Source organism: Mycolicibacterium chlorophenolicum (assembly GCF_001044235.1).
Lineage (GTDB): Bacteria > Actinomycetota > Actinomycetes > Mycobacteriales > Mycobacteriaceae > Mycobacterium > Mycobacterium chlorophenolicum.
The window spans coordinates 640720-657808 of record NZ_JYNL01000069.1; the positions used below are offsets into that span (position 1 = coordinate 640720).

Here is a 17089-nt window from a genome sequence, read left to right on the forward strand (position 1 = left end):
GGCAAGATTGCGGGCATGGACAGTGCAGTGGGCTCGCCCCGGGTGCTCGTGGTCGACGACGATCCCGACGTGCTCGCCTCCCTCGAGCGCGGCCTGCGGCTGTCCGGTTTCGACGTGTTCACCGCCGTCGACGGCGCCGAGGCCCTGCGCAGCGCCACCGAGACGCGCCCCGATGCGATCGTGCTCGACATCAACATGCCGGTGCTCGACGGCGTGTCCGTGGTGACCGCGCTGCGCGCGATGGACAACGACGTTCCGGTCTGTGTGCTGTCGGCGCGGTCGTCGGTCGACGACCGCGTCGCGGGGCTGGAGGCCGGCGCGGACGACTACCTGGTCAAGCCGTTCGTGCTGGCCGAGCTGGTGGCCCGGGTGAAGGCGCTGCTGCGGCGGCGCGGATCGACGGCGACGTTCTCGTCGGAGACCATCACCGTCGGCCCGCTCGAGGTCGACATCCCTGGCCGGCGCGCCCGCGTCGACGGCGTCGACGTCGACCTGACCAAGCGCGAGTTCGATCTGCTGGCGGTGCTCGCCGAACACAAGACCGCGGTGCTGTCCCGCGCGCAGCTGCTCGAGCTGGTGTGGGGCTACGACTTCGCCGCCGACACCAACGTCGTCGACGTCTTCATCGGCTATCTGCGGCGCAAGCTGGAGGCCAATGGCGCGCCGCGCCTGCTGCACACGGTCCGCGGCGTCGGATTCGTCCTGCGACAGCAGTGATGAGCGCTTGCGCGAAGAACCGGCGGCAGTAGCGTGATCGCCCTGTCCCGCATCTTCCGGCGCACACCGTCGCTGCGCACGCGGGTCGCGTTCGCCACCGCCATCGCCGCGGCGATCGTCGTCGGCATCGTCGGCACCGTCGTGTGGGTCGGCATCACCCAGGATCGCAAGGAACGCCTCGACCGCCGTCTCGACGAGGCGGCCGGATTCGCGATCCCGTTCCTGCCGCGCGGCCTCGACGAGATCCCGCCGTCGCCCAACGACCAGGACGCCGTGATCACCGTGCGCCGCGGCGACGGCCAGGTGACGTCCAACAGCAAGGTCGTGCTGCCCGAGCTGGAGCCCGGCTACGCCGACACCTACGTCGACGGGGTGCGCTACCGGGTGCGCACCGTGCTGCTGTCCACCCCGGAGCCGATGTCCGTCGCAGTCGGCGCCACCTACGACGCGACGATCACCGACACCAACAACCTGCACCGGCGGGTGCTGATCATCTGCACGCTGGCGGTGGGTGCGGCCACGTTCGGCGGCTGGCTGCTCGCGGCGTTCGCGGTGCGCCCGTTCAAAAGGCTGGCCCAACAGACCCGCCAGATCGACGCCGGCGACGAGGCCCCCGACATCGACATCCGCGGCGCCACCGAGGCCGTCGAGATCGCCGACGCGATCAAGGGCCTCGTCGGGCGCGTCTGGGAGGAGCAGGGCCGGACCAAAGCGGCGCTGGCGTCGGCGCGCGACTTCGCGTCGGTGTCGGCGCACGAGCTGCGCACCCCGCTCACCGCGATGCGCACCAACCTCGAGGTGCTCGCGACGCTGGACCTCGGCGAGGAGCAGCGCAAGGAGGTCGTCGGCGATGTGATCCGCACCCAGACCCGCATCGAGGCGACACTCGGCGCGCTGGAGCGGCTCGCTCAGGGGGAACTGTCCACCGAGGACGACCACGTGCCCGTCGACATCACCGAGCTGCTCGACCGGGCCGCCCATGACGCGATGCGCGTCTACCCCGACCTCGAGGTGTCCCTGGTGCCGGCGCCGACGGTGATCATCGTCGGGCTGCCCGCCGGCCTGCGCCTGGCGGTCGACAACGCGATCGCCAACGCGGTCAAGCACGGCGGCGCCACCCGCGTGCAGCTCTCGGCGGTCAGTTCGCGCGCCGGGGTCGAGATCGCGATCGACGACGACGGCGTCGGGGTGCCCGAGGAGGAGCGCCGGGTCGTGTTCGAGCGGTTCTCCCGCGGCTCCACGGCGTCGCACTCGGGCTCGGGGTTGGGGCTGGCCCTGGTGGCGCAGCAGGCCGAATTGCACGGCGGCACCGCATCATTGGAGGCGAGTCCCCTCGGCGGGGCGCGGCTGCTGCTTCGCCTGCCCGGCCCGCGCTAGTTCTCCGCCGAAACTGCATTCCACGCGCCGTTTCTGGCGTTCTGGCCGCGCGGAATACAGTTTCGGCGGCGGGTCAGCGGGTGCCCAGAAGGTCGATGACGAAGATCAGCGTCTTGCCCGACAGCCGGTGCCCGCCGCCGGCGGGACCGTAGGCCTGCTCCGGCGGGATGGTGAGCTTGCGACGGCCACCGACCTTCATGCCGGGGATGCCGTCCTGCCAGCCCTGGATGAGTCCGCGCAGCGGGAACTCGATGGACTCACCGCGGTTCCAGGAGCTGTCGAACTCCTCCCCGGTGTCGAACTCGACGCCGAGGTAGTGCACCTCCACGTTGGCGCCCGGCACCGCCTCCGGACCGTCGCCCACGACGAGGTCTTCGATCACCAGCTCGGTGGGCGGCGGGCCTTCGGGGAAGTCGATCTCGGGTTTGGTAGCCATGACGGCCACCCTAGACCGCCGACCGGACCTCCTCGGGCTGCAACCACTCGGTCGGGCGCAGCAGCACCACCTCGGGCACGATGCAGGCCGCCGACAGCCGAGTCGTCATCCGCACCACCTCCGCCACATCGCGCGGGGTGATCATCGTCGACGCTGCGATCGCGTCCCGGTAGCTGTCGGCCATCGGGGTGTCCACCAGGCCCGGACAGATCGCGGTGGCCTTGATGCCCGACGTCGAGAGCTCGTCGTGCAGCGCTTCGGTGAACCCCACCACGGCGGCCTTGGTCGCCGAGTACGACGACAGCGTGGCCTCGCCGCGCTTACCGGCGTTCGATGCCGTGTTGACGATCTGCGCCCGACCACGTTGGCGGACAGCCTCTTCGAGCAGCGGCTGACACTTGGCGGTCAGTAGCACGACGGCGCGGATGTTGACCGCCAGCTGAGCGTCGAGGAAGTCGGCGGTGATGTCGCCGACCTGCCGGTTGCCGGCGATACCGGCATTGTTGACCAGCAGGTCCAACGACCCGTGTTCGGCGGCGTGGAACGCGACGACCTCGTCGAGGAACGCCTCCTCGGCCACCGACCCGGCGAGCGTGCGCACGGCGGGGCCCTTCGCCGCGGCGACCGTCGCCGCCGCGGCCTCGAGCTTGGCGGGGTCGCGGCCCACCATCGTCACCGCGAAGCCTTCCTCCCGCAGAGCCGCCGCGATCGCCACGCCGATGCCTCCGGACGCCCCGGTCACCAGGGCACTACGCACAGTCACCCGATCATTAGATCCCGCCGGGGGGCAGACTGTAGGCGTGGCCATCGACGAAGACATCCTCGCCCAGGTGAACCAGCTCGTCGCGGAGGAGAAGGAACTCCGCGACAAGCTGCAGCATCACGAGATCGACGAGTCCGAAGAGCATCAGCGGCTGCGCGCCGTCGAGGTTCAGCTCGACCAGTGCTGGGATCTGCTGCGCCAGCGCCGCGCGCTGCGCGAGACCGGCGGCGACCCCGGCGCCGCCCAGGTGCGGCCCGCCGACGAGGTCGAGGGCTACCTGAACTGAGCGCTCGCACCGACACCCGGGTCGACGCCGTCATCGTCGGCGGCGGACACAACGGTCTGGTGGCCGCGGGCTACCTGGCCAGAGCGGGCCGTCGGGTGCGGGTGCTGGAACGACTCGATCATGTCGGCGGTGCGGCCGTGTCGACGCACGCCTTCGAGGGGGTCGACGCCCGGCTGTCGCGGTACTCCTACCTGGTGAGCCTGCTGCCGCAGCGCATCGTCGACGATCTCGGCGCCCGGATCCGGCTGGTGCGCCGGCGGTATTCGTCCTACACCCCCGACCCGGCCACCGGCGGCCGGACCGGACTGCTGGTGGGGCCGGAGTCGACGTTCGGTGCGATCGGCGCCGCGACCGACGAGGCGCGGTTCGACGAGTTCTACCGGCGCTGCCGTGCCATGACGACGCACGTCTGGCCGACGCTGACCGAACCGCTGCGTACCCGCTCCGAGATGCGCCGCGACGTCATCGCCGCCGGCGGCCACGACGCGGAGGCGGCGTGGCGGGCCATCGTCGACCGTCCGATCGGCGAGGCGATCACGTCCGCGGTGCGCAGTGACCTCGTTCGCGGGGTGATGGCCACCGACGCGTTGATCGGCACGTTCGCGGCCCTCGACGACGCGTCGCTGCGGCAGAACGTGTGCTTCCTCTACCACCTCGTCGGCGGCGGGAGCGGCGACTGGGACGTGCCGATCGGCGGGATGGGTGCGGTGACCGGCGCGCTGGCGGCGGCCGCGGCCGGCTTCGGGGCGGACATCGTCACCGGCGCCGAGGTGGAGTCGATCACTCCCGACGGCGAGGTGCACTACCGGCACGGCGGCGCCGAGCATCGAGTAGTCGCCGACCGGGTTCTGGCGAATGTCACGCCGGCCGTGCTGGCGCGGCTGCTGGGCGAACCCGTCCCCGACGTGGCGCCCGGTGCCCAGGTGAAGGTGAACCTGATGCTGCGCCGGCTGCCGCGACTGCGGGATGAGAGCGTGGCCCCGGAGCAGGCTTTCGGCGGGACGTTCCACATCAACGAGAGCTACGCCCAACTCGACTCCGCCTACCGGCAGGCCGCCGGAGGTGCTGTGCCCGAACCTCTTCCCTGCGAGATCTACTGCCACTCGCTGGCCGACCCGACGATCCTGTCCGACGAGTTGCGTGAGGCGGGCGCGCAGACGCTCACCGTCTTCGGACTGCACACACCGCATGGACTGACGGCGTCGGGTGCGCCCGACCGGACGCGTGACGCACTCACCTCCGCGGTGCTGACGTCACTGAATTCGGTTCTGGCCGAACCTGTTCAGGACGTGCTCATGGAGGACGCGGCGGGCCGGCTGTGCATCGAGACGAAGACGACGGCGGATCTCGAGGACGCGCTGGGCATGACGAACGGCAACATCTTCCACGGGTCACTGTCGTGGCCGTTCGCCGAGGACGACGAACCCCTCGCAACGTCGGCGCAGCGGTGGGGCGTCGCCACCGCGCATGACCGAATCCTGCTGTGCGGGTCGGGTTCTCGTCGCGGTGGTGCCGTGTCGGGGATCGGCGGGCACAACGCCGCGATGGCGGTTCTGGAGGCTTAGCCGCCGGCCAGCTTGTCGAGCAGGGCGCGCAGCGTCAGAAGGTCGGCGTCGTCCAGCGTGGTGAGCACGTCGGGAGCCGGATCGCGCACAGCGTCGATTCTGCCCACCACCTCGCGGCCCGCGTCGGTCAGCGACACCACTTTGCAGCGCCGGTTCTGCGGGTTCACCTCGCGCACCACCAACCCGCGGTCCTCGAGGTCGTTGACCGCGACGGTCGCTGCCGGGGCGTCGATGGTGGCCGCGGCGGCGAGTTCCTTGACGGTCATCGGAGCGCGGCTGAGCCGCTTGAGGATTCGGATCCGGCTGAACGGCAACCCGGACTGCTCGACCACCGCCCGCTTCCACCCGTCGCGGTGATCCATCACCAGCGACGACAGGGCGCGCCACACGGTGTCAGCGAGGCCGTCGTCACCGGACATGGGCGTCCACCCGGTTCGGCGTTCCCGCGATCAGCGGTGCGAGCCGCTCGGCGGAGCGCATCGCCCGCGCCGACGTCGAGAACAGTCCCAGCGCGAGAATGATCAGCCCGAGGGCGATGCACACGAACCAGAGCGGCCGGGCGGCCGCGGCGAAATCGGCGCCCGCCATCGTCATCGCGGACCCGGCGACCGAACCGCAGAGTGCCACACCGATACTGACGCCCACCTGACGGCTCGTCGACGTCACCGCCGACGCGGCCCCGGCCCGGTCGAGCGGCATGCCGCCCACCGCGGCATTCGTGATGGGGGCGTTGACCATCGAGAACCCGATGCCGAACACCGCGAAAACCACCAGCAGCGACCACACCGGCGTCGAGGCCGTCGGGAACGTCAGCATCGTCGACGCCGCAGCGATCAGCACGCCGGCGATCACCAGCGACGGACGGGCCCCGAAGCGGCCCACCAGCCGGCCCGACAGCGGCGAGAACACCAGCGCGCCCACCGCGATCGGCAGGTAGATCAGGCCGGTGTGCATGGCCGAATAGCCCCGCTCGCCCTGCAGGTACAGCGACATCATGAACAGGAAGGCTCCCCAGGCGGCGAACGCGCTCACCGCGGAGACGGTCGCGGAGGTGAAGGGAATGCTGCGGAAGAAGCGCAGATCGAGGAAGGGGTCGTGGCGGCGGGACTCGTAGCGCAGGAACGCCGCGAGCGCGACGGCCGCCACGACGGCGACGCCGACGACGCGGGCGTGCGTCCACCCGAGGACCGGGCCCTCGATCAGCGCGTAGACGACGCCGAACAGCGTGACGACCGCGAGCAGCTGACCGATGGGGTCAACGTTGCGCATCGTCGCGGACTTGGTCTCGGGCACGAAGATCGCGGTCAGCAGCAGCGCGGCCGCGCAGATGGGCAGGTTGATCCAGAACACCGAGCGCCAGCCCACGGTCTGGATGAGCAGTCCGCCGACGATCGGGCCCAGCGCCATCGAGATGCCGACCACCGCACCCCACACGCCGAGGGCTCGCCCGCGCTCTTCACGGCCGACGAAGATCTGCGAGATGATCGACAGCGCAACGGGATTGAGCATCGACCCGCCGATGCCCTGCAGCAGGCGGGCGCCGATGAGCGTGTCGATCGTCGGGGCGAGGCTGCACGCCAGCGATCCCACCGCGAACAGCGCCAGGCCGGTCTGGAACACCCGGCGGCGGCCGAAGCGGTCGCCCGTCGCGCCGGCCAGCATCAGCAGCGACGCCAGCACCAGCGTGTAGATGTCGACGACCCACTGCATCTGCGCCGGCGAGGCCGACAGATCGGTGCGGATGGCGGGGATGGCGACGTTGACGATCGTGGCGTCCATCGACACGATGAGCAGGCTCAGACAGCAGGACACCAGCACGATCGTCTTGCGTCTCGGCGTCAGCGTGCCGACAGTTTCATTCACACAACTATTGTGAAACTACAACCGTCATGATCGCAAGCCGCACAGCGCGTCGAACTCGACGCAATGGCGAAGATCACTCGCCTTTTCCCGCCCGAACGTTGGTTTGGGCGACAAAGGCGGGCGGGGTCAGCGGGAGCCGATGTCGGCGTAGTCGCGCTCGGTGTAGCCGGTGTAGATCTGCCGCGGACGGCCGATCTTGTTCGGCTCACCGTGCATCTCGCGCCAGTGGGCGATCCACCCCGGCAGCCGGCCCAGCGCGAACAGCACCGTGAACATCCGCGTCGGGAAGCCCATGGCCCGGTAGATCACGCCGGTGTAGTAGTCGACGTTGGGGTAGAGCTTGCGCTCGACGAAGAAGTCGTCGGTCAGCGCGATCTCCTCGAGCTCCTTGGCGATGTCGAGCAGCTCGTCCTTCACGCCGATCTTGCCGAGGATCTTGTCGGCCTGCTCCTTGACGATGCGGGCCCGCGGATCGTAGTTCTTGTAGACGCGGTGCCCGAAGCCCATCAGCTTGACGTTGTCCTCGCGGTTCTTCACCTTCTTGACGAAGGTCGCCACGTCGTCGTCGCCGTCCCGGATCTTCGACAGCATCTCGAGCACAGCCTGGTTGGCGCCGCCGTGCAGCGGGCCCCACAGCGCGTTGATGCCGCCGGAGATCGAGGTGAACAGGTTGGCCTGCGAGCTGCCCACCAGCCGCACCGTCGACGTCGAGCAGTTCTGCTCGTGGTCGGCGTGCAGGATGAACAGCATGTCCAGCGCCCGCACGATCTCGGGATCGACCTCGTAGGGCTCGGCCGGGAAACCGAACGTCATCCGCAGGAAGTTCTCGACCAGCGTCAGCGAGTTGTCCGGGTAGAGGAACGGCTGACCCTCGGACTTCTTGTAGGCATACGCCGCGATGGTCGGCAGCTTTGCCAGCAGCCGGATGGTCGACAGCTCCACCTGCTGCGGGTCGAACGGGTCCAGGGAGTCCTGGTAGTAGGCGCTCAGCGCGTTCACCGCGCTGGACAGCACCGGCATCGGGTGCGCGTTGCGCGGGAAGCCGTCGAAGAACCGCTTCAGGTCCTCGTGCAGCAACGTGTGCCGCTGGATCTGGGTGGTGAACTTCTCGAGCTGCTCCTCGGTCGGCAGCTCGCCGTAGATCAGCAGGTAGCTGACCTCGATGAAGTTCGAGTTCTCCGCGAGCTGTTCGATCGGGTAGCCGCGGTACCGCAGAATGCCGGCGTCCCCGTCGATGTAGGTGATGGCGCTCTTGGTGGACGCGGTGTTGACGAAACCGCCGTCGAACGTCGTGTAGCCGGACTTTGCCAGCAACGAACCCAGCGCGATGCCGTCCGCGCCCTCAGAAGCTTTGACGATGTCGAGTTCCAACTCGCCACCGGGGTAGGACAGGGTGGCGTGCTCTTTCCCGGCTTCGGCGTTATCGGCCACTGGGATCCCTTCGGTCTCGGGTCTATCGGGAATCGTGGAGTCTGACTACAGAAGGTAGTCCCATTCCCGTGCGCACGCCCGCGGGGGTCGCTGACAGTGGCATCAGACGGGTTGCCCGAGCCCCGCCGTCTCAACCATGAAGTCGGCGTAGATCTCCTCGAAGGCCGCCACCGCGTCGTCGACGTCGAAACCAGCCGTCGTCGCGGGGTTGTCGGCGAGTTCGAGCATCGCGGTCATCAACAGCGCGCTCCACACGGCGGAGATCATCTTCACCCGCCGGTCATCGACGGTGGTGCCCATCCGCTCGGCCAGCGCGGCGTCGACGCGGTGCGCGCGGTACTCGACAGCGGCGTGCTGCAGCGTGCCCGACGAGATCAGGATCCGCATGATCAGCAGCAACCGATCCGAGGACAGGCCCCCCGGCGTCGGGCGCTTGCTGTTCGCGGCCATCCCGAGATAGGCCCGACGGATGGCTTCGAAGTGGCAGATCTCGCGGGGCTGCCGCGCCAGTTCCCTGGCCACGGTCTCCAGGATCTCGTCGATCAAGGCCAGCACGATGGCGTCCTTGGTGGTGAAGTACCGGCTGAAGGTGCGCGGCGACACGTCGGCGATCGCCGCGATCTGTTCGACGGTCGTGCTGTCGTAGCCCTGGCGTGCGCACAGGTCGACCGCGGCGTCCATCAGGGTGGCGCGGGTGCGGCGTTTCTTGCGCTCCCGCAGCCCGAGGACGGGCTCCGCCCTGCCATGATCCACGCTGGTGGATGGTAGTCCGTCGGGCTGCGCGGCGAGGGTGGAACTGGCACGGCCGGACAGTTGCCGGCACCGCGGATCAGGGCACCCGAGCAACCCGGTAACGGACGAATGCGGGCACCGCGAGGACGGCGAGCACCACACCGACGACCACGAGCACGCCGCCTCCCGCCGCGGCGACCGTCGTCCCGACCGCGGCCGCCACCGCGCCGTGCGCCGCGTCGGCCAGCCGGGGGCCGCCGGCGACGACCACCGTGAACACGCCCTGCAGCCGCCCGCGCAGTTCGTCGGACGCCGCCTCCTGCAGGATCGTCGACCGGAACGCCGCCGACACCATGTCCGCCGCACCCCCGAAGGCCAAGCACGCCAACGCGATCCACAGCATGGTGCCCGCCGCTCCGTGCGCCGCGCCGCTGGCCACGCCGAAGCCGACCATCGCCAGACCCCACGCCACGATGGCGACCACCACCGCCAGCCCCTGCCGCTGCACGCGGGGCAGCCATCCGGAGAAGATGCCGCCGGCCACCGCGCCCGCCGACATCGCGGCGGCGAGCAACGCCATCGTCGTACCGCCCTCGACGGGGCCGCCGAAGCTCTCGTGCGCCATCTGGGGGAACAGCGCGCGCGGCATGCCGAAGATCATCGCGATCAGGTCGACGACGAAGGACATCAGCACCACCCGGTTGCCCGCCAGGTAGCGAAACCCGTCGAGCACCGCGGCCAGGCCGTAGCCGGGGGCGTCGTCACCGGTGACCGTGGGCGGCATCGGGGTCAACCGGACCGTCGCCCAGATCGCCGCGAGGCAGGTGATCGCGTCGATCAGATACAGCGCGGACAGGTCGACCCAGTGCAGCATGACGCCGGCAAGCAGCGGGCCGGCGATCGCGCCGAACTGCATCACCGTCATGTTCAGGGCGTTCGCGGCGGGGAGCTGGCCCCCGGGCAGCATGCGCGGAATGGCCGCGGAGCGGGTCGGCGAGTTCACCGCATAGAAGGCCTGCTGCAGCGAGAGCAGGCTGAGCACCACCCACGCGTTGTTCAGGCCGAGCGCCGACTGCAGCCACAGCAGAACCGACGACAGCGCCAGCCCGCAGGAGGTGATGACCAGCAGCAGACGCCGATCCATCGCATCGGCCCAGGCGCCGCCCCACAGCCCGAACACCACCAGCGGCACCAGCGCGAAGAGTCCGGCCAACCCGACGTAGAGCGAACTATGGGTGAGCGCGTACAGCTGCACGGGCACCGCGAAGATCGTCAGGTTCGCGCCGATGACCGTGACGATCCCGGCCAGCCACAGCCGGCGGAAGTCGGGGGCCTGCAGGGGTGTGGTGTCGGCGAAGAGCCGGCCCACTACGGCTGAAGGCGTTCGACGGACCCGTCTCGAACCCGAATCCTGTTGTGCAGCCGGTTCTCCCGGCCCTGCCAGAACTCGACCTCGTCGGGTGCGATCAGGTAGCCGCCCCAGTGCGGCGGTACCGGGACGGTCTCGCTGCCGGCGAACCGCTCGGTGACCTCGGCGAGTTGGGCGCGCAGCGCCTCCCGCGAGGCGATGGGCCGGCTCTGCGCCGACGCCCACGCCCCCAGCTGCGAGCCGCGCGGCCGTTTGGCCCAGTAGTCGGCGGTCTCCGCGGCGGGAACCTTGGTCACCGGGCCGCGCAGGTGGACCTGCCTGCCCAGGGCGTACCACGGGAACGTCGCCGACGCGTACGGCTGCGCGGCCAGCTGCTCGCCCTTGGCGGATTCGTAGTTGGTGTAGAACGTGATGCCCGATTCGGTCACGCTCTTGCACAACACAGTGCGGGTGACAGGTCTTCCCGCGGCGTCGACGGTGCCGACCACCATCGCGTTGGGCTCGGCCACCCCGGCCTGCCCGGCCTCGGCCAACCAGCTGTTCAGCAGCGCCACCCATCCGACGTCGAGCCAGTCCGCGTCCAGATCGGAGCTGCCGTCCTTCTCCACCGAGCCGTATTCCACCCGCATCCGGGCGAGGTCGTCAGATGTGCCCACGCGATCACGCTACGCGGAAGCCCGACTGTCAGGTGCGCCGACGAGGCGTGATGCGACAATCACCGCATGACTGCGGTGCCGAAGGATTTCGCCCCCGGACTGGCGGGCGTGGTGGCGTTCGAGACCGAGATCGCCGAGCCGGACAAGGACGGCGGCGCGCTGCGCTACCGCGGCGTGGACATCGAGGATCTGGTCGCCGACCGGGTCACCTTCGGGGACGTGTGGGCCCTGCTGGTCGACGGCCGGTTCGGGCACGGTCTGCCGCCCGCCGAGCCGTTCCCGCTGCCGATCCACAGCGGCGACGTCCGCGTCGACGTCCAGGCCGGGCTGGCCATGCTCGCCCCGATCTGGGGCTACTCGCCGCTGCTGGACATCGACGACCAGACCGCGCGCGACCAGCTGGCCCGGGCGTCGGTGATGGCGCTGTCCTACGTCGCCCAGTCCGCCCGCGGCATCTACCAGCCCGCCGTCCCGCAGCGCAAGGTCGACGAATGTGACACGGTCACAGCGCGTTTCATGACGCGCTGGCAGGGCGACCCCGATCCGCGGCACATCGAGGCCATCGACGCGTACTGGGTCAGCGCCGCCGAGCACGGCATGAACGCCTCGACGTTCACCGCACGGGTGATCGCGTCGACGGGCGCCGACGTGGCCGCCGCGCTGTCGGGCGCGATCGGCGCGATGAGCGGTCCGCTGCACGGCGGTGCGCCGGCGCGGGTGATCCCGATGATCGAGGAGGCCGAGCGGACCGGGGACGCGCGCGCGGTGGTCCGCGGCATCCTCGACCGCAACGAGAAGCTGATGGGCTTCGGGCACCGGGTCTACCGGGCCGAGGATCCGCGGGCCCGGGTGCTGCGAGCGACGGCCAAACGGCTCGAAGCGCCGCGCTTCGAGGTCGCCGCGGCGCTCGAGCAGGCCGCCCTCGCCGAACTGCGGGAGCGCCGGCCCGACCGGGCGATCGAGACCAACGTCGAGTTCTGGGCCGCCGTCATCCTCGACTTCGCCCAGGTGCCGCCGACGATGATGCCCGCGATGTTCACCTGCGGCCGCACGGCCGGCTGGTGCGCGCACATCCTCGAGCAGAAGCGGCTGGGCAAGCTGGTGCGGCCGTCGGCGATCTACGTCGGGCCCGCCCCGCGCAGTCCCGAGGCGGTCGAGGGCTGGGACAAGCTGAACCGGCAGTGACCGACCCGCGGGCCGTCTTCGCCTCGGCGGCAAGGTATTTCGCATCCCTGGTGCGCGATGTGCCCGGTGACCGGTGGAACGGCCCGGGGCTCGGCGAGTGGTCGGTCCGTGACCTGGTCGGGCACACGTCGCGGTCGCTGATCACGGTGAGCACCTATCTGCAGGCCCCCGCGCCGCACGAGGACGTCACCGAGCCCGCCGACTACTACGTCCGCATCAACGACTACGCCGCCGGGATGGGCGCGGCCGCGATCGTCGAACGCGGCCGCCAGGCGGGTCGGGACCTCGGCCCCGACCCCGTCGCGACGATCGACGGGCTCGTCGAGCGCGTGCTGACGGACATCGACACGGCCGGCGATCCGCTCATCGAGGTGATCGGCGGCCTGGGTCTGCGCTTGAGCACCTACCTGCCGACGCGGACCTTCGAGATCGCAGTGCACGGCCTGGACATCGCGGCGGCGATCGGGGCGGACCGCACACCGCCCCGTGAGGTGCTGGCGGAGGCCGCGGCGCTGGCCGCGCGCATCGGGGTGCACCTGGGCAGCGGGCCGGCGGTGCTGATGGCGCTGACCGGACGCGCCGGCCTGCCCGCGGGGTTCTCGGTGGTCTGAGGCGCCGATGAGTTTCCGGTGGCGGTCCGGTCAGCATCGACAGCCACCCGGCCATCACGCAGCGAAGGAGACCCCATGGCCATCGACAACACCCCGATGCTGGTTCCGCACCTCGTCGTCGACGACGCGGCCGCGGCACTGGACTTCTACACCCGGGCGTTCGACGCCGAGGAGATGGTGCGCCTGCCCGGTCCTGACGGCAAGCTCATGCACGCGTGCATGCGGATCAACGGCTCGATGGTGTTCCTCAACGACGACTTCCCCGAATACAACGACGGGAAATCGTCCACCCCGAATGCGTTCGGCGGCACGCCGGTCACGCTGCATCTGCACGGGGCCGACGTCGACGGCCGGTTCCAGCGCGCGCTCGACGCGGGCGCCGTCGTGGTCAACCCGCTCGAGGACCAGTTCTGGGGAGATCGCTACGGCGTGGTGCGCGATCCGTTCGGGCACCACTGGGCGCTCGCCGAATCGGTGCGCGACGTCGACGTCAACGACATCGCCGCGCAGATGAGCAGCGGCAGTTAGCCCGCCCGCCGGTGTGTTTGCCGGGCGGGGCGGACACGCGCGGTGATACTGGGCTGTGCTCTGGCTGCTGCAGTTCCCCCCGGTCGTCCTGGGGCTGATCTGGATTGCTGTCGTCGTCGGGATCTCCGTCGGCGGGCTCGTGCTGTTCCGCAAGGTGGTGTCCCACACCCGGCTGGAATCAGCGAATCCGGTGTCGTCGGCGGTGTTTCAGGTCGCCGGGGTGCTGTACGCGGTGCTCGTCGCGTTCGTCGTCGTGGTGGTGTGGGAGCAGTTCGGCAACGCCGAGGACGCCAGCAGTATGGAGGCCTCGGCCGTCGCCGACCTGCTGCGCGACTCGAACGCGCTGCCCGCCGCGTACCGCACCGAGGTGCAGCAGAACCTCGTCGCCTACTCCCGCGACGTCATCGACCACGAGTTCCCGCGGATGCGGCACGGCGAGACGATCGCCGAGCAGTCCGACGCGCTCAACAACGTCTGGCAGGCCTACCTGAAGGTCCAGCCCGAGACCCGCAACGAGATCGCGTTTTTCGACCACGCGATCGTGCGTCTCAACGATCTGAGCGCCAACCGCAAGCTGCGGGTGTCGACCGGCGACGCCTCGGTGCCCGGGGAGCTGTGGGTGCTGCTCATCGGCGGCGGCGCCGTGCTGATGGTGTTCACCTACCTGTTCGGCACCCGGGACCTGCTGGTGCACGGGCTGGCGGTGGGGTTGACCGCGTCGCTGCTGGCGTTCGTGATGTACCTGATCTTCGCGCTCGAACATCCCTATGTGGGCGCGTTGTCGGTGCAGCCCACGCCGTTCGTCAACGTGCTGACCGACTGGTCCGAGTAGTCGTCTCAGCGCACCAGGCCGGACAGCAGCCGCCGGTGCACGGGTTCGGCCGGCGCCTCGGCCGCGGCGCGCACCATCTCGTCCACCGAGGTGAACTTGGCGCGCGGGCGGGTGCCCTGACCGCGCGCCACCTCGGCGCGGTCGATCGCCTTCCAGCCCTTCTCGTCGACCACCGCGGGTCGCCTGCCGCGCACGAACCGGGGCAGCGCTGAGGGTTTGTGCACCGGATCGGTGAGCAGCCCCGCGTTGTAGTCGTCGACGAGCGTGTGCACCGTCTGCGCCGCACAGGACTTGTTGGTTCCGATGAAGCCCGTCGGCCCGCGCTTGATCCAGCCGGCGACGTAGCTGCCGGGCACCGGGGTGCCCGCGTCGGTGACCCGGCCGCGGTCGTTGGGCACCACGGCGGCGGTCTCGTCGAACGGGAGTCCGCGGATCGGCATGCCGCGGTAGCCGATCGACGTCAGCACCAACCCCGCGGGGATCTGCTGCACCTGATCGGAGCCGGTCACCTCGAACTCGATGCCCGTCACCCGCGTCGGTCCGAGCACCCGGCGCGGCGTGAGCTGGTAGGCCAGCCGGATCCGAGGCCGGGTGATCGGCGCGGTGGCGTCACCGAGCTTGGCGAGGATCTCCAGTTTGTTGCGGGTCAGTGCATCGGTGGCGGCGGCGAGGTCCTCGCGCACCCGCTGGTGGTCAGCCGGGTCGAGCACGACGTCGCAGCGCGCGGTCAGGCCGATCAGCTCGGGCAGGGTGAACGCCGAGGCGGCGGGCCCTCGCCGGGCGGCGATCACCACCTCCCGAACACGGGAGGCGCGCAGCGCCTCCAGAGCGTGATCGGCGATGTCGGTGCGCGCCAACGCATCCGGATCGGTGGTCAGGATGCGGGCGACATCGAGGGCGACGTTGCCGTTGCCGACGACGACCACCCGCTCGCCGCTCAGATCGACCGACAGGTCCGCGAACTCGGGGTGGCCGTTGTACCAGGCCACGATCTCGGTGGCCGTCGCGGTGCCCGGCAGATCCATGCCGTCGATGTCGAGGCGCTTGTCGGTGGGCGCGCCGACCGCGTACAGCACCGCGTGGTGGTGTTCGAGCAGCTCGTCGTGCGTGAGGTCCGATCCCACCTCGACGTTGAGGTAGAACCGGAAGTCCCGGCGGGCGGCGATCGTGTCGAACAACGTCGTCACCCGCTTGGTCGCCTGATGATCGGGCGCGACACCGGCCCGCGCGAGCCCGTAGGGCGTGGGCAACTTCTCGAAGACGTTGACCTGCACGCCGCGCTGGGTGAGCAGTTCGTCGGCGGCGTACATCGCCGCGGGCCCGGAGCCGACGATCGCCACCCGCAGCGGTCCCCCGCCGCGGGCCGCCACGACGGGCGCGTCCGGCACCGGCGCCAGCTTCGACGTCGGCGGCAGCTTGCCCTCCCGCTCGGGGTAGAAGCCGGCGTTGATCTCGAGGAACGGCAGTTGCTCGTCGGTCAGCCGGGTGTCCGGGGCGATCGCCCCGACGGGGCAGGCCGACACACACGCGCCGCAGTCGACGCAGGCGACCGGGTCGATGTAGAGCATCTCGGCGGTGGCGAAGCCCGGCTCATCCGGCGAGGGATGAATGCAGTTGACCGGACACGCGAAAACACAGGACCCGTCGCTGCAACACGACTGGGTGATCACATGGGGCATGCGCCTACGCGACCGAGGCCAGGTGCTCGCGCTGGGGCTCGCTGCGGTACCGGCTGGGGCGGCCGCCGATCCGGCACATCCGCCACACCAGCTTGGCCACCGGGTTCATCAGACCGGTGTCGTGGGCCAGCATCCGTACGTCGCCGAACATGTCGCGCAACATCTGGCGGGATTCCGGTGACCTGAAGAAGATCTCCTTGCGCACCGAGCGCGGGATGTCGAATTCCTTCCAGAACGCCCGCGGCGGAACGATGATCGCCGAGCACAGCACCCGCATCACGACGGGAACGTAGAGCGAGAGCCAGAAACGCTTGCGGCGCGGCAGATTCGGAACGCGCTTACGCAGGTACTCGTGCGCGAACGAGATGTGCCTCGCCTCCTCCGCGACGTGGATCGCCATCACGCGCTCCATGATCGGGTGCAGCGCCTTGCCCTCGCGCAGCACGTTCTTCTGCGTGTGGTCGATGGGCTCCTCGCCGGCGAGGATGCCGAACCAGAACGGGATCGGCAGCGGACCGGCGACCAACGGGATGGCGGGCTGGACCCACTTCAGCAACTTCGGCATGCCCGGCACATCGGCGCCGATGCGGTTCACCATCTCCTGGAACATCAGGGTGTGGTTGCACTCCTCGACCGCCTCGTGCAGGCAGTAGCGGTACTCCGGGGATCCGTTGGGCGTCCAGAACGCGTACTCCATCAGGCCGCGGATCAGGATCGACTCGAAGTGCAGACCGACCTTCGCGACATTGGCCTGCCGCCACATCCCGATCTGGATCTGCCGTTCCTTCGACTGCGACCGGTACCACTCGTGCTTACCGATCGGATCGGTCGCCGGCAGGATCCAGCGCTCGTCGTTCGGGGTCACCGCGAACTCGGGCGAATCCCAGTCGATGTCGGTGTAGGGATTGAAATTGCGCCGCACCGACCCCTCGGACAGGGTCTGCAGCGTGTTGACGTACTCCGCGTCGTCGAAGACGTCCATGTTCCTGCGCCAGCGCCGGACGATCTTGGTGCGCGCTTCCTTGACAGCCATTGTGAGCCTCCATGCCTCGAGTGAGG

18 protein-coding genes are annotated in these 17089 nt (G+C 69.9%); 8 read left to right on the forward strand and 10 right to left on the reverse strand.

Annotated elements, in window-relative coordinates; all coding sequences use genetic code 11:
* Positions 1 to 6: 6 nt before the first annotated feature.
* Both prrA and MCHLDSM_RS33000 read left to right on the forward strand, forming a co-directional pair.
* Positions 7 to 717 carry a two-component system response regulator PrrA gene (prrA, locus tag MCHLDSM_RS32995; RefSeq protein WP_197044655.1) on the forward strand — a complete coding sequence of 237 codons (711 nt, stop codon included), beginning with the start codon at positions 7 to 9 and terminating at the stop codon, positions 715 to 717.
* 33 nt (positions 718 to 750) lie between these two features.
* Positions 751 to 2094, forward strand: a complete 1344-nt coding sequence (locus tag MCHLDSM_RS33000) for a sensor histidine kinase (RefSeq protein ID WP_048473892.1) — start codon at positions 751 to 753, stop codon at positions 2092 to 2094.
* A 73-nt stretch (positions 2095 to 2167) separates the two neighbouring features.
* Here MCHLDSM_RS33000 and MCHLDSM_RS33005 read toward each other — a convergent pair whose 3' ends face one another.
* Entirely contained in the window at positions 2168 to 2530 is a 363-nt protein-coding gene (locus MCHLDSM_RS33005) for an FKBP-type peptidyl-prolyl cis-trans isomerase (protein WP_048419756.1), read from the reverse strand.
* 10 nt (positions 2531 to 2540) lie between these two features.
* Positions 2541 to 3293, reverse strand: coding sequence for an SDR family oxidoreductase (locus MCHLDSM_RS33010; protein WP_234714266.1), 753 nt, complete (start codon positions 3291 to 3293; stop codon positions 2541 to 2543).
* Positions 3294 to 3330: 37 nt separating this feature from the next.
* On the opposite strand from MCHLDSM_RS33010, the gene MCHLDSM_RS33015 reads away from it, so the two are divergent.
* Positions 3331 to 3579 (forward strand): DUF2630 family protein, encoded by a 249-nt coding sequence (locus MCHLDSM_RS33015; protein WP_048473894.1) that lies wholly within the window; start codon positions 3331 to 3333, stop codon positions 3577 to 3579.
* A complete protein-coding gene (locus MCHLDSM_RS33020) occupies positions 3576 to 5144 on the forward strand; it encodes a phytoene desaturase family protein (protein WP_082169200.1) in 1569 nt (522 codons plus the stop codon). The genes MCHLDSM_RS33015 and MCHLDSM_RS33020 overlap by 4 nt, the downstream gene beginning before the upstream one ends.
* On the opposite strand, the gene MCHLDSM_RS33025 is transcribed toward MCHLDSM_RS33020, so the two are convergent.
* From MCHLDSM_RS33025 to pdxH, 6 genes are all read right to left on the reverse strand, one after another.
* Positions 5141 to 5563, reverse strand: coding sequence for a MarR family winged helix-turn-helix transcriptional regulator (locus tag MCHLDSM_RS33025; protein WP_048473895.1), 423 nt, complete (start codon positions 5561 to 5563; stop codon positions 5141 to 5143). The genes MCHLDSM_RS33020 and MCHLDSM_RS33025 overlap by 4 nt on opposite strands.
* Positions 5553 to 7007 (reverse strand): MFS transporter, encoded by a 1455-nt coding sequence (locus MCHLDSM_RS33030; RefSeq protein ID WP_109789000.1) that lies wholly within the window; start codon positions 7005 to 7007, stop codon positions 5553 to 5555. The genes MCHLDSM_RS33025 and MCHLDSM_RS33030 overlap by 11 nt, the downstream gene beginning before the upstream one ends.
* 126 nt (positions 7008 to 7133) lie before the next feature.
* Complete coding sequence (locus tag MCHLDSM_RS33035) at positions 7134 to 8438, reverse strand: citrate synthase (RefSeq protein ID WP_082162274.1); 1305 nt, start codon at positions 8436 to 8438, stop codon at positions 7134 to 7136.
* Positions 8439 to 8540: 102 nt separating this feature from the next.
* A complete protein-coding gene (locus tag MCHLDSM_RS33040) occupies positions 8541 to 9191 on the reverse strand; it encodes a TetR family transcriptional regulator (RefSeq protein ID WP_048473896.1) in 651 nt (216 codons plus the stop codon).
* Between the two features lie 76 nt (positions 9192 to 9267).
* Positions 9268 to 10539 carry an MFS transporter gene (locus MCHLDSM_RS33045; protein WP_048473897.1) on the reverse strand — a complete coding sequence of 424 codons (1272 nt, stop codon included), beginning with the start codon at positions 10537 to 10539 and terminating at the stop codon, positions 9268 to 9270.
* The gene (gene pdxH, locus MCHLDSM_RS33050) at positions 10539 to 11168 is read right to left on the reverse strand and encodes a pyridoxamine 5'-phosphate oxidase (protein WP_048473898.1); all 630 of its coding nucleotides are present in this window, start codon (positions 11166 to 11168) and stop codon (positions 10539 to 10541) included. The genes MCHLDSM_RS33045 and pdxH overlap by 1 nt, the downstream gene beginning before the upstream one ends.
* A 93-nt stretch (positions 11169 to 11261) precedes the next feature.
* On the opposite strand from pdxH, the gene MCHLDSM_RS33055 reads away from it, so the two are divergent.
* From MCHLDSM_RS33055 to MCHLDSM_RS33070, 4 genes are all read left to right on the forward strand, one after another.
* Positions 11262 to 12380, forward strand: coding sequence for a citrate synthase 2 (locus MCHLDSM_RS33055; protein WP_048473899.1), 1119 nt, complete (start codon positions 11262 to 11264; stop codon positions 12378 to 12380).
* Complete coding sequence (locus MCHLDSM_RS33060; RefSeq protein WP_048473900.1) at positions 12377 to 12991, forward strand: maleylpyruvate isomerase family mycothiol-dependent enzyme; 615 nt, start codon at positions 12377 to 12379, stop codon at positions 12989 to 12991. Before MCHLDSM_RS33055 ends, MCHLDSM_RS33060 begins: the two co-directional genes overlap by 4 nt.
* 75 nt (positions 12992 to 13066) lie before the next feature.
* On the forward strand, positions 13067 to 13519 hold the full coding sequence (locus MCHLDSM_RS33065; RefSeq protein WP_048473901.1) for a VOC family protein: 453 nt from the start codon (positions 13067 to 13069) through the stop codon (positions 13517 to 13519).
* A 55-nt stretch (positions 13520 to 13574) separates the two neighbouring features.
* Positions 13575 to 14351: a bestrophin-like domain gene (locus MCHLDSM_RS33070; protein ID WP_048473902.1), complete on the forward strand. Its 777-nt coding sequence runs from the start codon at positions 13575 to 13577 to the stop codon at positions 14349 to 14351.
* A gap of 5 nt (positions 14352 to 14356) precedes the next feature.
* Here MCHLDSM_RS33070 and MCHLDSM_RS33075 read toward each other — a convergent pair whose 3' ends face one another.
* Together MCHLDSM_RS33075 and MCHLDSM_RS33080 are read right to left on the reverse strand one after the other, a co-directional pair.
* Positions 14357 to 16030, reverse strand: a complete 1674-nt coding sequence (locus MCHLDSM_RS33075) for an FAD-dependent oxidoreductase (RefSeq protein WP_048473903.1) — start codon at positions 16028 to 16030, stop codon at positions 14357 to 14359.
* A 4-nt stretch (positions 16031 to 16034) separates the two neighbouring features.
* The gene (locus tag MCHLDSM_RS33080) at positions 16035 to 17063 is read right to left on the reverse strand and encodes an AurF N-oxygenase family protein (RefSeq protein ID WP_048473904.1); all 1029 of its coding nucleotides are present in this window, start codon (positions 17061 to 17063) and stop codon (positions 16035 to 16037) included.
* Between the last annotated feature and the right edge of the window lie 26 nt (positions 17064 to 17089).

Bases quoted from the DNA above. Each gene is read 5' to 3' on its own strand.
- MCHLDSM_RS33005 (WP_048419756.1), bottom strand. From the start codon at position 2,530: ATGGCTACCAAACCCGAGATCGACTTCCCCGAAGGCCCGCCGCCCACC.
- MCHLDSM_RS33055 (WP_048473899.1), top strand. From the start codon at position 11,262: ATGACTGCGGTGCCGAAGGATTTCGCCCCCGGACTGGCGGGCGTGGTG.
- MCHLDSM_RS33080 (WP_048473904.1), bottom strand. From the start codon at position 17,063: ATGGCTGTCAAGGAAGCGCGCACCAAGATCGTCCGGCGCTGGCGCAGG.
- pdxH (WP_048473898.1), bottom strand. From the start codon at position 11,168: ATGCGGGTGGAATACGGCTCGGTGGAGAAGGACGGCAGCTCCGATCTG.
- MCHLDSM_RS33075 (WP_048473903.1), bottom strand. From the start codon at position 16,030: ATGCCCCATGTGATCACCCAGTCGTGTTGCAGCGACGGGTCCTGTGTT.
- MCHLDSM_RS33025 (WP_048473895.1), bottom strand. From the start codon at position 5,563: ATGTCCGGTGACGACGGCCTCGCTGACACCGTGTGGCGCGCCCTGTCG.
- MCHLDSM_RS33065 (WP_048473901.1), top strand. From the start codon at position 13,067: ATGGCCATCGACAACACCCCGATGCTGGTTCCGCACCTCGTCGTCGAC.